Origin of the sequence: Streptomyces sp. NPDC058008 (genome assembly GCF_042886395.1) — a bacterium.
Lineage (GTDB): Bacteria > Actinomycetota > Actinomycetes > Streptomycetales > Streptomycetaceae > Streptomyces.
In genome coordinates this window covers 183,092-198,502 of sequence record NZ_JBHVQX010000005.1, presented here as the reverse complement: position 1 = coordinate 198,502, position 15,411 = coordinate 183,092, and the positions used below count along the sequence as shown (strand labels likewise).

Annotated in this window: 18 protein-coding genes and 1 pseudogene; 13 read left to right on the top strand and 6 right to left on the bottom strand. The window is 71.9% G+C overall.

The window, feature by feature from the left end; translation table 11 throughout:
- Positions 1–45 precede the first annotated feature (45 nt).
- Positions 46–690: a hypothetical protein gene (locus tag ACFVS9_RS07080; RefSeq protein WP_383118049.1), complete on the top strand. Its 645-nt coding sequence runs from the start codon at positions 46–48 to the stop codon at positions 688–690.
- 72 nt (positions 691–762) lie between these two features.
- Entirely contained in the window at positions 763–1,989 is a 1,227-nt protein-coding gene (locus tag ACFVS9_RS07075; RefSeq protein WP_389930825.1) for a Cmx/CmrA family chloramphenicol efflux MFS transporter, read from the top strand.
- Between the two features lie 427 nt (positions 1,990–2,416).
- Here the strand turns inward: ACFVS9_RS07075 and ACFVS9_RS07070 are convergent, their stop codons facing one another.
- Together ACFVS9_RS07070 and ACFVS9_RS07065 are read right to left on the bottom strand one after the other, a co-directional pair.
- Positions 2,417–2,689 (bottom strand): DUF4031 domain-containing protein, encoded by a 273-nt coding sequence (locus ACFVS9_RS07070; protein WP_383118048.1) that lies wholly within the window; start codon positions 2,687–2,689, stop codon positions 2,417–2,419.
- Entirely contained in the window at positions 2,686–3,054 is a 369-nt protein-coding gene (locus ACFVS9_RS07065) for a hypothetical protein (RefSeq protein ID WP_383118047.1), read from the bottom strand. The genes ACFVS9_RS07070 and ACFVS9_RS07065 overlap by 4 nt, the downstream gene beginning before the upstream one ends.
- A 104-nt stretch (positions 3,055–3,158) precedes the next feature.
- Between ACFVS9_RS07065 and ACFVS9_RS07060 the strand changes: the two genes are divergently transcribed.
- From ACFVS9_RS07060 to ACFVS9_RS07035, 6 genes are all read left to right on the top strand, one after another.
- The gene (locus ACFVS9_RS07060; protein ID WP_383118046.1) at positions 3,159–4,076 is read left to right on the top strand and encodes a MurR/RpiR family transcriptional regulator; all 918 of its coding nucleotides are present in this window, start codon (positions 3,159–3,161) and stop codon (positions 4,074–4,076) included.
- A gap of 85 nt (positions 4,077–4,161) precedes the next feature.
- Positions 4,162–5,130, top strand: a complete 969-nt coding sequence (murQ, locus tag ACFVS9_RS07055; RefSeq protein WP_383118045.1) for an N-acetylmuramic acid 6-phosphate etherase — start codon at positions 4,162–4,164, stop codon at positions 5,128–5,130.
- 35 nt (positions 5,131–5,165) lie between these two features.
- Positions 5,166–6,677 (top strand): PTS transporter subunit EIIC, encoded by a 1,512-nt coding sequence (locus ACFVS9_RS07050; protein ID WP_389930721.1) that lies wholly within the window; start codon positions 5,166–5,168, stop codon positions 6,675–6,677.
- Between the two features lie 125 nt (positions 6,678–6,802).
- Positions 6,803–6,973 carry a hypothetical protein gene (locus ACFVS9_RS07045; RefSeq protein ID WP_031093367.1) on the top strand — a complete coding sequence of 57 codons (171 nt, stop codon included), beginning with the start codon at positions 6,803–6,805 and terminating at the stop codon, positions 6,971–6,973.
- Between the two features lie 191 nt (positions 6,974–7,164).
- Positions 7,165–7,518 (top strand): PRC-barrel domain-containing protein, encoded by a 354-nt coding sequence (locus ACFVS9_RS07040; protein WP_383118043.1) that lies wholly within the window; start codon positions 7,165–7,167, stop codon positions 7,516–7,518.
- 482 nt (positions 7,519–8,000) lie between these two features.
- Complete coding sequence (locus ACFVS9_RS07035) at positions 8,001–8,681, top strand: DUF4232 domain-containing protein (protein ID WP_389930717.1); 681 nt, start codon at positions 8,001–8,003, stop codon at positions 8,679–8,681.
- Between the two features lie 218 nt (positions 8,682–8,899).
- Here ACFVS9_RS07035 and ACFVS9_RS07030 read toward each other — a convergent pair whose 3' ends face one another.
- Both ACFVS9_RS07030 and ACFVS9_RS07025 read right to left on the bottom strand, forming a co-directional pair.
- Complete coding sequence (locus tag ACFVS9_RS07030) at positions 8,900–9,136, bottom strand: hypothetical protein (protein WP_383118041.1); 237 nt, start codon at positions 9,134–9,136, stop codon at positions 8,900–8,902.
- Complete coding sequence (locus tag ACFVS9_RS07025) at positions 9,126–9,365, bottom strand: hypothetical protein (RefSeq protein ID WP_383118053.1); 240 nt, start codon at positions 9,363–9,365, stop codon at positions 9,126–9,128. The genes ACFVS9_RS07030 and ACFVS9_RS07025 overlap by 11 nt, the downstream gene beginning before the upstream one ends.
- A 118-nt stretch (positions 9,366–9,483) precedes the next feature.
- On the opposite strand from ACFVS9_RS07025, the pseudogene ACFVS9_RS07020 reads away from it, so the two are divergent.
- Together ACFVS9_RS07020 and ACFVS9_RS07015 are read left to right on the top strand one after the other, a co-directional pair.
- Positions 9,484–10,325 (top strand): annotated as a pseudogene (locus tag ACFVS9_RS07020) (Scr1 family TA system antitoxin-like transcriptional regulator).
- The gene (locus tag ACFVS9_RS07015) at positions 10,306–10,572 is read left to right on the top strand and encodes a DUF397 domain-containing protein (protein WP_383118039.1); all 267 of its coding nucleotides are present in this window, start codon (positions 10,306–10,308) and stop codon (positions 10,570–10,572) included. The pseudogene ACFVS9_RS07020 and the gene ACFVS9_RS07015 overlap by 20 nt, the downstream one beginning before the upstream one ends.
- On the opposite strand, the gene ACFVS9_RS07010 is transcribed toward ACFVS9_RS07015, so the two are convergent.
- Complete coding sequence (locus ACFVS9_RS07010) at positions 10,464–11,549, bottom strand: NAD(P)-dependent alcohol dehydrogenase (RefSeq protein WP_389930714.1); 1,086 nt, start codon at positions 11,547–11,549, stop codon at positions 10,464–10,466. The genes ACFVS9_RS07015 and ACFVS9_RS07010 overlap by 109 nt on opposite strands.
- A 59-nt stretch (positions 11,550–11,608) precedes the next feature.
- On the opposite strand from ACFVS9_RS07010, the gene ACFVS9_RS07005 reads away from it, so the two are divergent.
- The 3 genes from ACFVS9_RS07005 (at position 11,609) to ACFVS9_RS06995 (ending at position 14,486) form a co-directional block, all read left to right on the top strand.
- Positions 11,609–12,247, top strand: coding sequence for a TetR/AcrR family transcriptional regulator (locus ACFVS9_RS07005; protein WP_389930711.1), 639 nt, complete (start codon positions 11,609–11,611; stop codon positions 12,245–12,247).
- A 125-nt stretch (positions 12,248–12,372) separates the two neighbouring features.
- Positions 12,373–13,575 carry an NAD(P)/FAD-dependent oxidoreductase gene (locus ACFVS9_RS07000; RefSeq protein ID WP_389930708.1) on the top strand — a complete coding sequence of 401 codons (1,203 nt, stop codon included), beginning with the start codon at positions 12,373–12,375 and terminating at the stop codon, positions 13,573–13,575.
- Complete coding sequence (locus tag ACFVS9_RS06995) at positions 13,572–14,486, top strand: RNA polymerase sigma-70 factor (protein ID WP_383118035.1); 915 nt, start codon at positions 13,572–13,574, stop codon at positions 14,484–14,486. The genes ACFVS9_RS07000 and ACFVS9_RS06995 overlap by 4 nt, the downstream gene beginning before the upstream one ends.
- Positions 14,487–14,658: 172 nt before the next feature.
- On the opposite strand, the gene ACFVS9_RS06990 is transcribed toward ACFVS9_RS06995, so the two are convergent.
- Positions 14,659–15,234: a hypothetical protein gene (locus ACFVS9_RS06990; RefSeq protein ID WP_389930706.1), complete on the bottom strand. Its 576-nt coding sequence runs from the start codon at positions 15,232–15,234 to the stop codon at positions 14,659–14,661.
- Between the last annotated feature and the right edge of the window lie 177 nt (positions 15,235–15,411).

The window sequence follows — 15,411 nt, the reverse complement described above, 5'->3', positions numbered from 1 at the left end:
CTCCGCCCCGCCCGACAAGGTCCCCTCCGGCTCTACAGTCGCCCCATGACCGACGCCACCGCCCTCCGCACCCGCTGGCAGGACGCCCTCGCCGCCGCCCGGGGCGGCGCACCGGGCCCCGACCCGCTGCCCTACGCCGACAACCTCCTGGGCCGCTGGGCCGAACCCCAGCGGCGCTACCACACCACCGCCCACCTCACACAGGTCCTGGACCGGGTCGACACGCTGGCCGGCCATGCCTCCGACCCGGACCTGGTGCGCCTCGCCGCCTGGTTCCACGACGCGGTCTACCGCCCCGACCGCTCGGAGAACGAGGAGCGCAGCGCGGCACTCGCCGAACGCGCCCTGCCCGAGGCCGGTGTCCCCGGCGCGTCCGTGGCCGAGGTCGCCCGGCTCGTCCGGCTCACCGTCACGCACGACCCGGCGGACGGCGACACCAACGGTGAGGTGCTCTGCGACGCGGACCTGGCGATCCTGGCGGCGGCCCCCAAGGACTACGCGGCGTACGCGGCCCAGGTGCGCGAGGAGTACGGCTTCGTCCCGGACGACGCCTTCCGCGAGGGGCGCGCCGCGGTCCTGCGGCAGCTGCTGGAGCTGCCCCGGCTGTTCCGTACGCCGCACGGGGTGCGGGAATGGGAACCAAGGGCGCGACAGAACCTGACCACCGAACTGGAGCTGCTCATCCAGTGAGACAGGGGAATGACAGGGAGGACGGCACTGTTGGCCACTGTCATGCCCGACTCTGCTTCCAGCCGTCCCCGTATGCCGATGGCCGTCTACATCCTCGGCCTCTCGGTCTTCGCCCTCGGTACCAGTGAGTTCATGCTGTCCGGGCTGCTGCCGCCCATCGCCGACGACATGGACGTCTCCATCCCGAAGGCCGGACTCCTGATATCCGCCTTCGCGATCGGCATGGTGGTCGGCGCCCCGCTGCTGGCGATAGCCACCCTGCGGCTGCCCCGCCGCACCACCCTCATCGCGCTCATCACGGTCTTCGGGCTGGGTCAGGTCGCGGGCGCGCTGGCGCCGACGTACGAGGTGCTGTTCGTCTCCCGGGTGGTGAGTGCGCTGGCGTGCGCCGGTTTCTGGGCCGTCGGCGCCGCGGTCGCCATCGCGATGGTCCCGGTGAACTCACGGGCCAGGGCGATGGCCGTGATGATCGGCGGGCTCTCGATCGCCAACGTCCTCGGGGTGCCGCTGGGCGCGTTCCTCGGGGAGAGCTTCGGCTGGCGTTCGGCGTTCTGGGCGGTGGGCGCGGCGTCCGCCGTGGCTCTGGTGGGCGTCGTCACCCGCATCCCGCGCATTCCGCTGCCGGACGAGAAGCCGCAGCTCAAGCGGGAGGTCGCGATCTACAGGGACCGCCAGGTCTGGCTGTCCATCGTGATCACGGCCCTCGCGGCGGGCGGTGTGTTCTGCGCGTTCAGCTATCTCGCTCCGCTGCTGACGGACGTGGCCGGGCTGAGTTCGAGCTGGGTGCCGTGGGTGCTCGCGCTGTTCGGTGCCGGCGCGCTCATCGGTACGACGATCGGCGGGCGGGTCGCCGACGCGCACCTCTTCGGTGTGCTGCTGAGCGGTATCGGCGCCTCGACCGTCTTCCTGGTGGCCCTGGCCCTGTTCGCGTCGAACCAGGTCGCTGTCGTCGTCCTGGCCTTCCTGCTGGGGCTGTCCGCCTTCTACACGGCCCCGGCGCTCAACGCCCGCATGTTCAACGTCGCGGGGGTCGCCCCGACGCTGGCGGGGGCGACGACCACGGCCGCGTTCAACCTGGGCAACACGAGCGGCCCGTGGCTGGGCGGTGCGGTGATCGACGCGGACTTCGGCTTCCGGGCCACGGCCTGGGCGGGCGCCGCGATGCTGGTGCTCGGCCTGGTGGCCGTGACGGTCTCGCTGCGGCTGCGCGGCGGGGGTACGCCGTCCCGGCGGATCGCGGGCGCACCGGCGTACAGCGGCGCGGAGCAGGACATCAGCCCGGAGCGCGCCGTCGGCTAGGACGGACAGCGGTCCGAGGCCATCCACAGGGGCGGGACGCCCGCCGGGACGGACAGCGGTCCGACGCCATCCACAGGAGCGGGTCTCCGGCCGGAACGGACAGCGATCCGACGCCATCCACAGGAGCGGGTCTCCGGCCGGAACGGACAACGATCCGACGCCATCCACAGGAGCGGGACGCCGGCCGGAACGGACAACGCTCCGGCACCCTCCGCAAAAGCGGACCGCCGACCACGACCGACAACGGTCCGACACCTTCCACAGGAGCGGGTCTCCGGCCGGGACGGACAGCGGCCCGACGCCGTCCACAGGAGCGGGACTCCGACCAGGACGGACAGCGGCCCGACGCCACCCACAGGAGCGGGACGCCCGCTCGCCCGGCTCGAAGAGACGGCCCATGCGGCCCAGGCGGCCCCCTCGGAGGTCGTCAGCCCGGGATGGGCCGCCCCTTCGGGCGCCGCAGCCCCGCGTCCGTGAGCCGGCGCACGATCTCCTTCGATCCGACCTCCAGCGCCCCGGCGCGCACCGCATCGGCGTAACGCGCCTCGGGCACGTCGTAGTGGTCGCGCTCGAAGGCGCGGGGCGGGCAGCCGATCGTCGCGGCGAAGGCGTGCAGTTCCTCGAACGACACGTCACTGACCAGGTGCGACCACATGCGGCCGTGTCCGGGCCAGGTCGGCGGGTCGATGTAGACGGTCACCGGCCGAGGACCTCGGCGAGCGCGCCGACCCGCGCGACGGACACCGTGGCCTTCGTGCAGACCCAGTGCGGATCGGGGCCGAGCTCCGGCTCGACGTCCAGGGCGTGCGGCCCCTCGCCCGTGCACACCGGGCACAACGGCCACCGCCCGTGCCGCTCCAGGAGGGCGTCCTGGACGTCCTGGGCCACGAGCCCCGTGACGAAGGCCACGCCCTCGGGCCACTGTTCGACCCACCACCGCCGGTGGACTATCGCGTCCTCGACCATCGAGACGATCCCGGCCTCGGCCACATCGCCCGCGACGAGGTCGGCCATCACCAGCGCACGCGCGGTGTGCAGCTCCTGCTCCAGGCTGTTCAACTCCATGAGTCCCATTGTCCCCCGCCCTCCCGGACGGCCGGCCGCCTCGGCCCCGGGGCGGGGACCAAAGGGGGGTTGACGGGATTCGTCCGTGAAAATATCTTTCAAATGTGACCCATGACGTGAAGGAAAGTTTCAACCCGGATTCCCCGCCCGCCCCCGCGGCGCTCGCCGCCAAGGTGCGGACCCTCGCTCCGTCCATGACCCGTTCCATGCAACGGGTCGCCGAAGCGGTCGCGGGTGACCCCGCCGGGTGTGCCGCCCTGACCGTCACCGGACTCGCCGAGCTGACCGGCACCAGCGAGGCGACCGTCGTGCGCACCGCCCGCCTCCTCGGCTACCCGGGCTACCGCGATCTGCGGCTCGCGCTGGCCGGGCTCGCCGCCCACCAGCAGTCCGGCCGGGCGCCCGCCGTCACCGCCGACATCGCCGTCGACGACCCCATCGCCGACGTCGTCACCAAGCTGGCCTACGACGAGCAGCAGACCCTCGCCGACACGGCCGCCGGCCTCGACACGGTGCAGCTCGGTGCCGCCGTGGCGGCCGCCGCGACCGCCCGCCGCATCGACATCTACGGCGTGGGGGCGTCCTCCCTCGTCGGCCAGGACCTGGCGCAGAAGCTGCTCCGCATCGGCCTGATAGCCCACGCCCACTCGGACCCGCACCTCGCCGTGACCAACGCGGTGCAGCTCCGGTCCGGCGACGTGGCCATCGCGATCACGCACTCCGGGTCGACGGGCGACGTCATAGAGCCGCTCCGGGTCGCCTTCGACCGCGGCGCGACGACGGTCGCGATCACCGGCCGTCCGGACGGGCCGGTCTCGCAGTACGCCGACCACGTGCTGACCACGTCCACCGCCCGGGAGAGCGAGCTGCGGCCCGCCGCCATGTCGAGCCGCACGAGTCAGCTCCTCGTCGTGGACTGCCTGTTCATAGGCGTCGCCCAGCGGACGTACGAGACGGCCGCACCCGCGCTGTCCGCGTCGTACGAGGCGCTCGCCCACCGCCACACCCCGCGCAGCCGCTGACCCCGGCACCCTCGCACCGCAACCCGCACCCGCACCCGCACCCGCACCCGCGAACCGTACGAGCACGAGAAAGCAGACGCCGTCCATGACCTCCACCACCGACGCGAACGCCGACGCCCCCACCCCCGACGGCTACGGCGAACTGCGCGCGCAGCTCGCCACCCTCACCACGGAGGCGTTCCGGCCGGAGCTCGCCGAGATCGACCAGCTGCCCACGCAGGACATAGCCCGCATCATGAACGGCGAGGACACCACCGTCCCCGCCGCCGTGGCCGAGAAGCTGCCCCAGATCGCCGCCGCGATCGACGCGACCGCCGAGCGCATGGCGCGCGGCGGCCGGCTGGTCTACGCGGGCGCCGGGACCGCCGGCCGTCTCGGCGTCCTCGACGCCAGCGAGTGCCCGCCCACCTTCAACACCGACCCGTCCGAGGTCATCGGGCTGATCGCGGGCGGACCCTCCGCCATGGTCAAGGCGGTCGAGGGCGCCGAGGACAGCAAGGAGCTGGCCGCGGCCGACCTCGACGGTCTGGGCCTCACCGCCGACGACACGGTGGTCGGGATCTCCGCCTCCGGCCGCACCCCCTACGCCATCGGTGCGGTCGAGCACGCCCGCGCCGTGGGCGCCCTCACCATCGGGCTGTCCTGCAACGCGGACTCCGCGCTCGCCGCCGCGGCCGAGCACGGTCTGGAGATCGTCGTCGGCCCCGAGCTGCTCACCGGTTCCACCCGCCTCAAGGCGGGGACGGCGCAGAAGCTCGTCCTGAACATGCTCTCGACGATCACGATGATCCGGCTCGGCAAGACGTACGGGAACCTGATGGTCGACGTACGCGCGTCCAACGAGAAGCTGCGCGCCCGCTCCCGCCGGATCGTCTCCCTCGCCACCGGCGCCTCCGACCAGGAGATCGAGGCGGCACTGGCCGCCACCGACGGCGAGGTGAAGAACGCCATCCTCACCATCCTCGGCGGGGTCGACGGCCCCACCGCCGGCACGCTCCTGGCCGAATCCCACGGCCACCTCCGCGCAGCCCTCGCGGCTGTCCGCACCACCTGACGCACCACTCCCCGCACAGCAAGGCACCACGCACCATGGCTACTGAAGACAAGAACCGCGCCACCGCCGCCGCGATCCTGCCGCTCGTCGGTGGCGCTGCGAACGTCAGCTCGACCGCCCACTGCATGACCCGGCTCCGGCTGGGCCTGCACGACCGTTCCCTCGTCGACGACGAGGCCCTCAAGGCGGTTCCCGCCGTGATGGGCGTGGTCGAGGACGACACCTACCAGATCGTCCTCGGTCCGGGCACCGTCGCCCGGGTCGCCCCGGAGTTCGAGCAGCTGGTCGAGGAGGGCCGGGCGTCCGGGACCCCCGCGCCCGCCCGCACCGCCGAGGAGCTGGCCGGCAAGGGCGCCGCGCTCAAGGCACAGCAGAAGGCGAAGAACGCCACCCCCTTCAAGCTGTTCCTGCGCAGGATCGCGAACATCTTCGTCCCGCTGATCCCCGCCCTGATCGGCTGCGGCATCATCGCCGGGCTCAACGGCCTCCTGGTGAACCTCGGCTGGCTGACCTCGGTGACGCCCGCCCTGGCGGCGATGGCCTCCGGCTTCATGGCCCTGATCGCCGTCTTCGTCGGCTACAACACGGCGAAGGAGTTCGGCGGCACCCCGATCCTCGGCGGCGCGGTCGCGGCCATCATCGTCTTCCCCGGCGTCGCGAACATCGAGGCCTTCGGCCAGACCCTCTCCCCGGGCCAGGGCGGCGTCCTCGGCGCCCTCGGCGCGGCGGTCCTCGCGGTGTACGTCGAGAAGTGGTGCCGCCGCTGGGTCCCCGAGGCGCTGGACGTCCTGGTCACCCCGACGCTCACGGTGCTGGTCTCCGGCCTCGTCACGATCTTCGGCCTGATGTACGTGGCCGGCGAGGTCTCCTCCGCCATCGGCACGTTCGCGGACTGGCTGCTCTCCACGGGCGGCGCGGGCGCGGGCTTCCTGCTCGGCGGTTTCTTCCTGCCCCTGGTGATGCTGGGCCTGCACCAGGCCCTGATCCCGATCCACACGACCCTGATCGAGCAGCAGGGCTTCACGGTGCTGCTCCCGATCCTCGCCATGGCCGGAGCCGGCCAGGTCGGCGCGGCGGCCGCGGTCTACCTCCGCCTCCCCCGCAACGAGTCGATCCGCAGGACCATCAGGTCCGCGATGCCCGCGGGCCTGCTGGGCGTCGGCGAACCCCTGATCTACGGCGTCTCGCTCCCCCTGGGCCGCCCGTTCATCACGGCCTGCGTGGGCGGCGCGTTCGGCGGCGGCTTCGTGGGCCTGTTCAACCAGCTCGGCGACTCGGTCGGCTCCACGGCCATCGGCCCGTCCGGCTGGGCCCTCTTCCCGCTCCTGGACGGCAACCACGGCCTCGGCGCCACGATCGCGGTCTACGCGGGCGGTCTGCTCGTCGGCTACGTCGCGGGTTTCGTCGCCACGTACTTCTTCGGCTTCAGCAAGTCGCTGCTGGCGGAGTTCAACGTCTCCCAGGAGGCTGCCTCCTCCACCGTCACGGCCACCGGCCCCGCCTCCCCCTCGGGCGGCGCCCCGGCGAAGGAACCCGCCGGGGTCTGACCCCGCACCACGAGCCGCGACGACAGCCCCCGCACGGTCACGAGAAGCCCTGAAAATCCTCCGGACGAACACGTGTGTGTAGGCAATTGATTGCTGGGCACCAGATGTCACGGAGGTTGATAACAATGGTTCCCCTGCTTCTCGTTCTTCTGCTCGCCCTGATCCTTTTCGGTGCCGGTTTCGCACTCAAGGCACTGTGGTGGATCGCGGTGATCGTGCTCGTGGTGTGGCTCATCGGATTCTTCGTACGTCCGGCGGCCGGCGGCGGCAAGCGTGGCCGGTGGTACCGCTGGTAGACGACTCCGACCAGCACTGACGCGGGTGGCTCACGATCTACGGATCGTGAGCCACCCGCTTTTTGCATTGCGCCCCGCAATTCTTCGGGTGTGGGCCGCCGAAGTACGGGCAGCCGATTTGTTGAGCGGCACCCGTCCTCATCACGACGGGATGCGCCGTGCCGAATGAACCGTCGAGGAAGGAGCCATTTATGAGCGACAACCTGTGGGGCTACCAGCCTTCGAGCGGCCACACCGCGGGCGCCGATCTGACCGGATTCTCGGTCGAGGCGACGGACGGGAGCATCGGCAAGGTCGACAAGCACTCCGACGAGGTGGGCTCCGCCTATCTGGTCGTCGACACCGGGGTCTGGATCTTCGGCAAGGACGTCCTGCTTCCGGCAGGCACGGTCAAGGGGATCGACACGGAGCACCGGACGATATTCGTCGACCTGACCAAGGATCAGATCAAGGACTCCCCGGAGTTCGACAAGCACACCCACGCGAGCGACCCGGGCTACCACGCCCAGGTCGGCGGCTACTACGACAGCTACCGGATCATGTGATCCCCCGCGTGCCACGCTCAGAGGCGGGGTCGGCTTCTCCTACGGAGCCGGCCCCGCTGTCCCGTGCCCGCAGGCCAGGCCGGCAAAGAACGCGGGGCCGCCTCGCGGTAGGGGATCGCGCGTCCGCCGGTCAAGGGCCCCTCGGTCACGGGTGTGTCCCAGCGGCCGACGGCCACGAAACCGGAATCGAGACCTCCGGGACCCGGTGGCCGAACGTGCGGACAGCGCGCCCCGGCCCGGTGTCCCGCGAGGCGCCCGGGCCCCGTTTCCCGGGCCACCGGCGGTACGGGAGCCCCGGGTCAACCGCCGGACAGGCCCGGCACGCGACCCGTCCGGAAGGCCACGCCGGCCGGCCAATCGCATGTAACAGGCATGTAGTAGCGGGCGGCCGGCCGGAACGGCTCGCGGGTCCGGGCGGGTCCTCGTGATCAGTAACGCTCACAGGTGCCTGACAGACGGCACCGACCGAAAGGAAGAAAACGATGCGTGCCAAGACGCTCACCTTCGCCGCTCTCGCCCTCACCGCGGGCCTCTCGCTCACCGCCTGCCAGGGGGGTGGAAGTTCCGCCGCGAGCACGAACGACCCGGGAGCCGCCTCCTCGTCCTCCGCCGGGAACTCCTCCGACGGGAACTCCTCCGACGGCACCACGCCCGACAGCACCGCGTCCGGGAGCGCCACGTCCGGCGGGAAGACCACGCACTCCGGTGACGGCTCGACCTCCTCGGAGTCCGCCGGCGGCAGCGGCAAGGGGCAGACCACCGCGGGTGCCTGCAAGACGGCGAACCTCGACTTCAGCGTCACGCACGGGATGGGCGAGGGCGACCTCCTCGTCAGCCTCAAGAACACGGGCGACGACGCCTGCACCCTCAAGGGCTTCCCCGGGGTCGACCTGAGGTCCCAGGACGCCTCCGGGCCCCTCAGCGCCGAGCGCAGCGACCTCGCCGCCCCGGCCGTCTCCGTCAGCCCCGGCGAGTCGACCCGCTTCACCCTCCACTACCCGCCGAACAACACCGGCGGCACCGGCGTGTACGTCAGCGCCATCGAGGTCACCCCGCCCGACGAGACCCACTCCAAGGCCCTGTCGGTCTCGATCAGCCTCCCGGTCAGCGCCGACACCGGCCCGAAGGTCAGGGTCGACCCCGTCGGCACCGGCAAGCAGTAGGACCGTCTCCGCGTGGTGCGGTGGACGAGTCCCCGAGGACCGCTCCCCGAGCCGTCCGGCAGCGGGGCCCGCCATCAGCACCGCGTACCGCTCTCCCGGAGCGCGTACGCCGCCCACCGCGTCCAGCAGCGTCGCGCCGGGCCACTCGCACCGGAGCCCGACGCAGTCGCCGGCATCCAACGGCACGGCCCCCCACGGGCAGCACCGATGACGCGTCATCAGCGTGGCAGCTGCCCCTCCCGGTTGATCTCCCTCACCCGGGCCCGCAGCACGAGCCCCGGCGGGGCCGGCCGGACGGCGTCCGGCGGGCAGTCCCACTCCGCCCCGCCCCCCGGCGGACGCAACTGCACATACGGTCCTACGCGGCCCATCACCCGGCCGACCCGGCCGTCCCGGCCGTCCACCGCGAACGTTCCGGGCTCAGGCGTACACGGCTCCAGTCCTTCAACCGTCATGAGCCGCCGCCGCTTCGAGCTGCACACTCAACCGCAGCGCCGTCTCGATCGAGCACCGGCCCAGGTCGACCAGCGGGGCCGGCTCGTTCCCCGCGCACGACACGGGGTCGATCCGCAGCGACGGGAGCTTCACGCCGACCCCCGCCAGACCTGCCCGCAGCCGGGCCACCGCGTCCTCCGCGGCCCGCACTCTGCCCGCTGCCTCTTTGCGCCGTTCCGTAGCCGTCATCATGATCTTCCCCATTTCCACGCTGAGTAGTGGCTATGCCTACTCAGCGTGGTCAATTCGGGACTACCGTGGAAGAGGTGCAGTTCCAACACCCGCACGTGTGTCACAGGGAGTCGCCTTGCCCGGACCGAAGAAGCTCGACCCCGCCTCCTCCCCCCGAGCCCTCCTGGGCGCCGAACTCCGGCACAGAAGGGAGTCGGCGGGCCTGTCCCAGGAGGACCTGGGCACCCCGCTCTTCGTCAGCGGCTCCTTCATCGGCCAGCTGGAGGCCGGTACGCGCCGGATGCAACTGGACCAGGCGCAGAAGCTGGACGAGGTGCTGGGCGCGGACGGCTTCTTCGTACGGAACTGCGCGGCCCTGAAGCAGTCGAAGTATCCAGACCACTTCGCGGAGGCTGCGGAGGCGGAGGCCGTCGCAGAGACGATCAAGGAGTACTCGCCGCTCCTCATCCCTGGGCTGCTGCAAGCTGAGTCGTATGCGCGAGCGGTGTTCCTGGCGGGACGGCCCACCACCCCGGAGGCCACAATCGACGAGCTTGTCGCGGCCAGGCTTGAGCGCGCCAACCTGCTGGCGCATCCAACAACACCCATGGTTTGGACGGTTCTGGACGAGGCCGTGATCAGACGACGGGTCGGCGGGCCCACCGTCATGTCCGAGGCGCTTCGCCACCTGACGCAGTTGATCCGGCAGCGAAGGGTCATCATTCAGGTTCTGCCCTACATCGCTGGTGGGCACGCAGCGATGGGTGGCCCCCTCAAGTTGATGGCCTTCCCGGACGCACCGCCCCTTGCCTACCTGGACGGCCTGGGGTCGGGGCAATTACTCGATGATCCGGCAGCGGTGCGTTCGTACGAACTGACCTACGATTTGCTAGTGGCCTGCGCACTGTCCCCAACGCGTCCCTGGCCTTGATCGAATCGGTGTCGGAGGATTACGCCCATGAAGATCAGCAGCTCTGACTACAACCTCTCCACTGCGACTTGGCACAAGTCCTCCTACAGCGGCGGGGATGGTGGCAACTGCCTCGAAGTCGCCACCTGGCGCAAGTCCTCGTACAGCGACGCCAGCGGCGGTAACTGCCTCGAAGTCGCGACCGGTCACCCCGATGTGGTCCCCGTCCGTGACTCCAAGGTGACCGACGGCCCGGCGCTCGTGTTCCGGACGAGCGCCTGGGCTTCGTTCGTCGCCGGTATCAAGCGCCTGTAGCGTCGTCCAGGCTCCGGGCTCGTCGGCACCACCTGGATCACGTGCTTCCCGCGTACGCCTCCCGCCTCCAGCGCCCGGTGCGCGGCGGCGATCCCGGAGAGCGGGTGGACGGTGTCCACCACCGGGCGGATGGCCCCGCTCTCCACGTAGCGGGTCAGCCGGGCGAAGAGGTCGTGCTTCGGGTTGCCGCTGAAGAAGCGGACCCGGCGGGAGCCGTGGACCGTGGAGGCGAGCAGGTAGGAGAGGCTGGCGCCCGGGTGGTCGATGTCGAAGGCGATGGAGACCATACGTCCGCCGGGGGCCAGCAGCCTCCGGAAGGCCCGGTGTTCGGTGCCGACGGTGTCCAGGACGACATCGAACGTGCCCAGGTCGTCCGGCCCCGTCGTCGTGTAGCTGTAGGCCTCGTCGGCCCCCAGCTCCCGGACGAGATCGAGGTTCTTCCCGCCGGCCAGCGCGGTCACGTGCGCTCCCAGCGCCTTGCCGAGCTGGACGGCGACGCTGCCGATCCCGCCCGCGCCGCCCCGCACCAGCAGCCGCTCGCCCGCTTTCAGCCCTGCCTTGGTCTCCAACGCGGTGATGGCGGTGGTCCCTGCGGGGAGCGAGGCGGCCTCGACGAGGCTGATGTTGACGGGGGCGTAGGAGAGTTGGCGCGGCCGGACCGCGACGTACTCGGCCGCGCTGCCGAAGGTGCGGCCCAGGAGTCCCCAGACCCGGTCACCCTCGCGCAGCCCCTTCACCGCGCCGTCCACGCGGGCGATCTCACCGGCGAAGTCCATCCCGGTGCGCAGGGGGAAGCGGCGGCCCGTCACGAGGCGGACGCGTCCGGCCCTGCCGTACAGCTCCCCGCCGTTGACGCTCGTCGCGTGGACACGGACCAGCACCTCACCCTGCCGGAGCCCGGGCACGGGGACGCGGCCCTCGTAGAGCACTTCGGGGGGTCCGTACCGGTCGTAGAGCGCTGCGCGCATATCGTCCATGGACCCCACGCTAGACGGGTAAGTGGATGGCACCCTCCATTTGGACCGAAGTGAGAAACATGCCTGTTCAGCCTTCTCAGAAACCCTCCGCCGAGCTGCGTGCCGACGCCCGCGAGAACCGCGAGCGGATCCTCCGCGCGGCCCGCGAGGCGTTCGCCCTGCACGGGATCGACGTACCCATGGCGGCCATCGCCCGGCGCGCGAAGGTCGGGGTCGCCACGCTCTACCGGCGGTTCCCGACACGCGCCACCCTGGTGTCCGAGGCCTTCGCCGAACAGCTCGCGCACTGCGCCGCCGTCCTCGACGAGGGGCTTCAGGATCCGGACCCGTGGCGCGGCTTCCGCACCGTCGTGGAGAGGATCTGCATGATGCAGGCGGCCGAGCGGGGGTTCACGGAGGCGTTCCTCGCCCAGTTCCCCGACCACGACGACTTCACCGAGGAGCGCACCCGCGCCGAGCAGGGGCTGGCCCTGCTGATCCGGCGGGCGCAGGACGGCGGACAGCTGCGGCAGGACTTCGACATGGGTGACATCACGCTGCTGATGCTGGCCAACTGCGGGGCCGCCACGGGGGCGGGCGACGACGCCCCCGCCGCTTCCCGCCGCCTGGTCGCCTATCTGCTCCAGTCCTTCCGCGCCGGACCGGCCGCGCCGCTGCCCCCTCCCGCGCCGCTGGGACTCCACCGGATCCACGGGTAGCGCCCGGCCGGGGACCACCACCACCGGCGTGAGGCAGGTCACATTTCTCCGCGTCACAGATAGGGGGCGACCGTGCGTCTGGGGGGTCGTCATCGAGAAGCGAGCAGCGGAAGAGGGCGGAAGCCATGAACGCACGGGAGAACAGCACAACGGCCGGCCACCACGTCGTCGTCCTGGGCGCGGGGTACGCGGGCATGGCGGCGGCCGTCCAGCTGGCCGCCCGCTCGGGGCGGAGGAACGGACCGGCCGTCACCCTCGTGAACGCACAGGACACGTTCACCGAGCGGCTGCGGCTGCACATGACGGCGACGGGCCAGGAGGTCGCCGAACTGAGCATCCCGGAGATGCTGGAGGGTACGGGCGCCGCGTTCGTGCGCGGCTGGGTGACGGCCGTGGACACGGACGCCAGGACCGTCCGGATCGACGACGACCGGGTGCTCGGCTACGACACGCTGGTGTACGGGCTGGGCAGCGTGGCCGACACGGCGGGGGTCCCGGGTGTCGAGGACCACGCGTACACCGTGAACGGCCCCGAGGACGCCGAGGCCCTGGCCGACCGGCTGGCACGGCTCGGGACCGGCACCGTGGCCGTCGTGGGCAGCGGACTGACCGGTGTCGAGTCGGCCGCGGAGATCGCCGAGCGCCACCCCGGACTGGACGTCGTCCTGGTGGGGCGGCACGAACCCGGTGCCACCATGAACCCGAGGGCCGGAGCGTATCTGCGGTCCGCGCTCGACCGGCTCGGCGTACGGGTGCGCAGCGCGGCCGAGGTGGTGAAGGTGCTGCCCGGTTCGGTCGAGCTCGCGGGCGGGGAGAGCGTCGCGGCGGACGTCGTGCTGTGGACGAGCGGCACCCGGGTGTCCCCCCTGGCGGCCGCCGCCGGACTGGCCGTGGACGAGCGGGGCCGCGTCGTCACCGACGCCTCGCTGCGGTCGGAGTCGCACCCGGACGTGTACGCGGTGGGGGACGCGGCGGCCATCCGCATGGGGCGCGGCGTGCTGCACGGCACCTGCCAGAGCGGGATGCCGTCCGGGGTGCACGCCGCGCTGTCGGTCCTCCGCGCCCTGGAGGGGAAGCGGCCCAAGCCCTTCCGCTTCGGCTACTACCACACGCCGGTGAGCCTGGGCAGGAACGACGGGGTCGTGCAGTTCACCCGGCCCGACGACAGCCCCCGGCGAATCTGCCTGACGGGCCGCGTGGCGGCCCGATATAAGGAGACCGTGACCGCCTCCCCCTGGCCGACCTACGGCCGCATGAAGAAGATGCCCGCCTCAGGAGTGTTCTGGCCCCGCGGCGGCCGCTCCACCCGGACGCGGGCGGCCCGATGACCCGGCCGGACGACGACCAGGAGCTGTTCCACCGGTACCGGGGCCTGCTGTTCTCCGTGGGCTACCGCCTCCTCGGCACCGCCGCCGACGCCGAGGACGCGGTGCAGGACGCCTGGATCAAGTGGTCGGCCGCCGACCGCTCGCAGGTGGCCGACCCCAAGGCGTACCTGGTGCGGATCGTGTCGAACCTGGCGATGGACCGTCTGCGCTCGACCCGGCACAAGCGCGAGGTCTACGTGGGGCCGTGGCTTCCCGAGCCGATCCTGACCAGCGGGGACGCCTCCGACAGCGTCATGGACGCGGAGTCCGTTTCGATGGCGATGCTGGTCGTGCTGGAGACGCTGAGCCCGCTGGAACGCGCCGTGTTCGTGCTGAAGGAGGTCTTCGACTTCAGTCACACCGAGATAGCGGAGGCGGTGGAGCGCTCCGAGGCGGCCGTGCGGCAGGCCGCGCACCGCGCCCGCGCGCACGTGGCGGCCCGGCGTCCGCGCTTCACGGCGGACCGTACGCGGCAACGCGACGCCACCGAGCGGTTCTTCACCGCCGCGACCGGTGGGGACATGAACGCCCTGATGGAGCTGCTGTCACCGGACGTCACCCTGTGGACCGACGGCGGGGGCAAGGTCCGCCAGGCCCTGCGCCCGGTCGTGGGCGCGGCCACGGTGGCCTCCTGGTTCGCCGCGATGGGAACGGTCTCCTACCAGGGCGTCGATCCGGCCGACATGAGGGCCGAGCTGGCCGAGATCAACGGCGGGACGGGCCTGGTCTTCAGCGCGCCGGACCGCGTGATCTCCACGGTCACCTTCGACTTCGACGCCCAGGGACGGATCTCCGCCATCCACAACGTGGCCAACCCCGACAAGCTGCGGGACGTCGGCAAGCGCGTGCCCCGCCCCGTCCGGACGCGCTGAGCGCAGGCGGCCCGGACGGGGCGGCAAGCGAACGGGGCGGGCGGGCGGGAGGGGCGCGGAGCCGCCGCTCGGCCCGCCCGGCCGGGCGCGGCGTGGACCGGACCACGACGGTGTACGGGGCCCGCGCGAGGTGCGGCAGGCCCCGGCACCGGGCGTTCGGGCTCCGGCCCGGCTACGGGCGCTGGGCCCTCCAGTCCGCCACGTCCGCGGCGCGGTTGGAGTAGGCGCTGGTGCAGACGTCGTACTTCCCGGCGGCCGGACCCACGCCGTTGGTCTCCAGGAAGCCTCCGTTGTCGGCGTAGATGTTCCACAGGTGGATGACGTCGCCGGGGCGGATGCTCCCGTCGGCGGGCGTGGACGTCCGGGCGGTGACGCGCCAGCGGCCGGTGCCCGAGCCGAGCGCGCGGTCCCTGTCCTTGGACGTGGAGACGTTGTACCTGGCGCCCGCGTTGCGCTGGTCCGAGGAGGCGTGGCCGTTGGTGTCGAGGTAACCGCCGTCCCCGCCGTAGAGGTTGCGCAGCTGGATCACGTCACCGCTGACCACCGGGGCACCGGTGGCCTTGCCCGACGGCGAGAGGATCTCCCAGGTGCCGGTCCCCTCCCCGCGCACGGGGGACTCGGCGGTCGACACGGCGTACTTGCCGCCGGAGTCGCCGCTGTGGCCGTTGGTGTCCAGGTAGCCGCCCGTCCAGCCGTCGTAGCCGTTCTGCAGGTGGATCCTGTCGCCGTACTTCAGCTCGTTCGCCATGGTCGCTCCCCGCGCGGATCGGTCGGCGGCATGCGGGTGCTCCCGCCCCGGGACCTGCCGGCCAGGGCGCCGCCACCGGTCATCCTGAGATCCCGTGCCGCGCCACGCCCGGCGGTCCGCCCCACCTCATCCGATCGGGGGCCGGGCGTCTCCACGGGTTGACCTCCCGGAGCTCAA

What these genes read in the sequence shown, in the direction of transcription:
- ACFVS9_RS07080 (WP_383118049.1), top strand. Translation starts at nt 46, where the DNA reads ATGACCGACGCCACCGCCCTCCGCACCCGCTGGCAGGACGCCCTCGCC.
- ACFVS9_RS07075 (WP_389930825.1), top strand. Translation starts at nt 763, where the DNA reads ATGCCGATGGCCGTCTACATCCTCGGCCTCTCGGTCTTCGCCCTCGGT.
- ACFVS9_RS07065 (WP_383118047.1), bottom strand. Translation starts at nt 3,054, where the DNA reads ATGGAGTTGAACAGCCTGGAGCAGGAGCTGCACACCGCGCGTGCGCTG.
- murQ (WP_383118045.1), top strand. Translation starts at nt 4,162, where the DNA reads ATGACCTCCACCACCGACGCGAACGCCGACGCCCCCACCCCCGACGGC.
- ACFVS9_RS07050 (WP_389930721.1), top strand. Translation starts at nt 5,166, where the DNA reads ATGGCTACTGAAGACAAGAACCGCGCCACCGCCGCCGCGATCCTGCCG.
- ACFVS9_RS07045 (WP_031093367.1), top strand. Translation starts at nt 6,803, where the DNA reads ATGGTTCCCCTGCTTCTCGTTCTTCTGCTCGCCCTGATCCTTTTCGGT.
- ACFVS9_RS07040 (WP_383118043.1), top strand. Translation starts at nt 7,165, where the DNA reads ATGAGCGACAACCTGTGGGGCTACCAGCCTTCGAGCGGCCACACCGCG.
- ACFVS9_RS07035 (WP_389930717.1), top strand. Translation starts at nt 8,001, where the DNA reads ATGCGTGCCAAGACGCTCACCTTCGCCGCTCTCGCCCTCACCGCGGGC.
- ACFVS9_RS07030 (WP_383118041.1), bottom strand. Translation starts at nt 9,136, where the DNA reads ATGACGGTTGAAGGACTGGAGCCGTGTACGCCTGAGCCCGGAACGTTC.
- ACFVS9_RS07025 (WP_383118053.1), bottom strand. Translation starts at nt 9,365, where the DNA reads ATGACGGCTACGGAACGGCGCAAAGAGGCAGCGGGCAGAGTGCGGGCC.
- ACFVS9_RS07015 (WP_383118039.1), top strand. Translation starts at nt 10,306, where the DNA reads ATGAAGATCAGCAGCTCTGACTACAACCTCTCCACTGCGACTTGGCAC.
- ACFVS9_RS07010 (WP_389930714.1), bottom strand. Translation starts at nt 11,549, where the DNA reads ATGGACGATATGCGCGCAGCGCTCTACGACCGGTACGGACCCCCCGAA.
- ACFVS9_RS07005 (WP_389930711.1), top strand. Translation starts at nt 11,609, where the DNA reads ATGCCTGTTCAGCCTTCTCAGAAACCCTCCGCCGAGCTGCGTGCCGAC.
- ACFVS9_RS07000 (WP_389930708.1), top strand. Translation starts at nt 12,373, where the DNA reads ATGAACGCACGGGAGAACAGCACAACGGCCGGCCACCACGTCGTCGTC.
- ACFVS9_RS06995 (WP_383118035.1), top strand. Translation starts at nt 13,572, where the DNA reads ATGACCCGGCCGGACGACGACCAGGAGCTGTTCCACCGGTACCGGGGC.
- ACFVS9_RS06990 (WP_389930706.1), bottom strand. Translation starts at nt 15,234, where the DNA reads ATGGCGAACGAGCTGAAGTACGGCGACAGGATCCACCTGCAGAACGGC.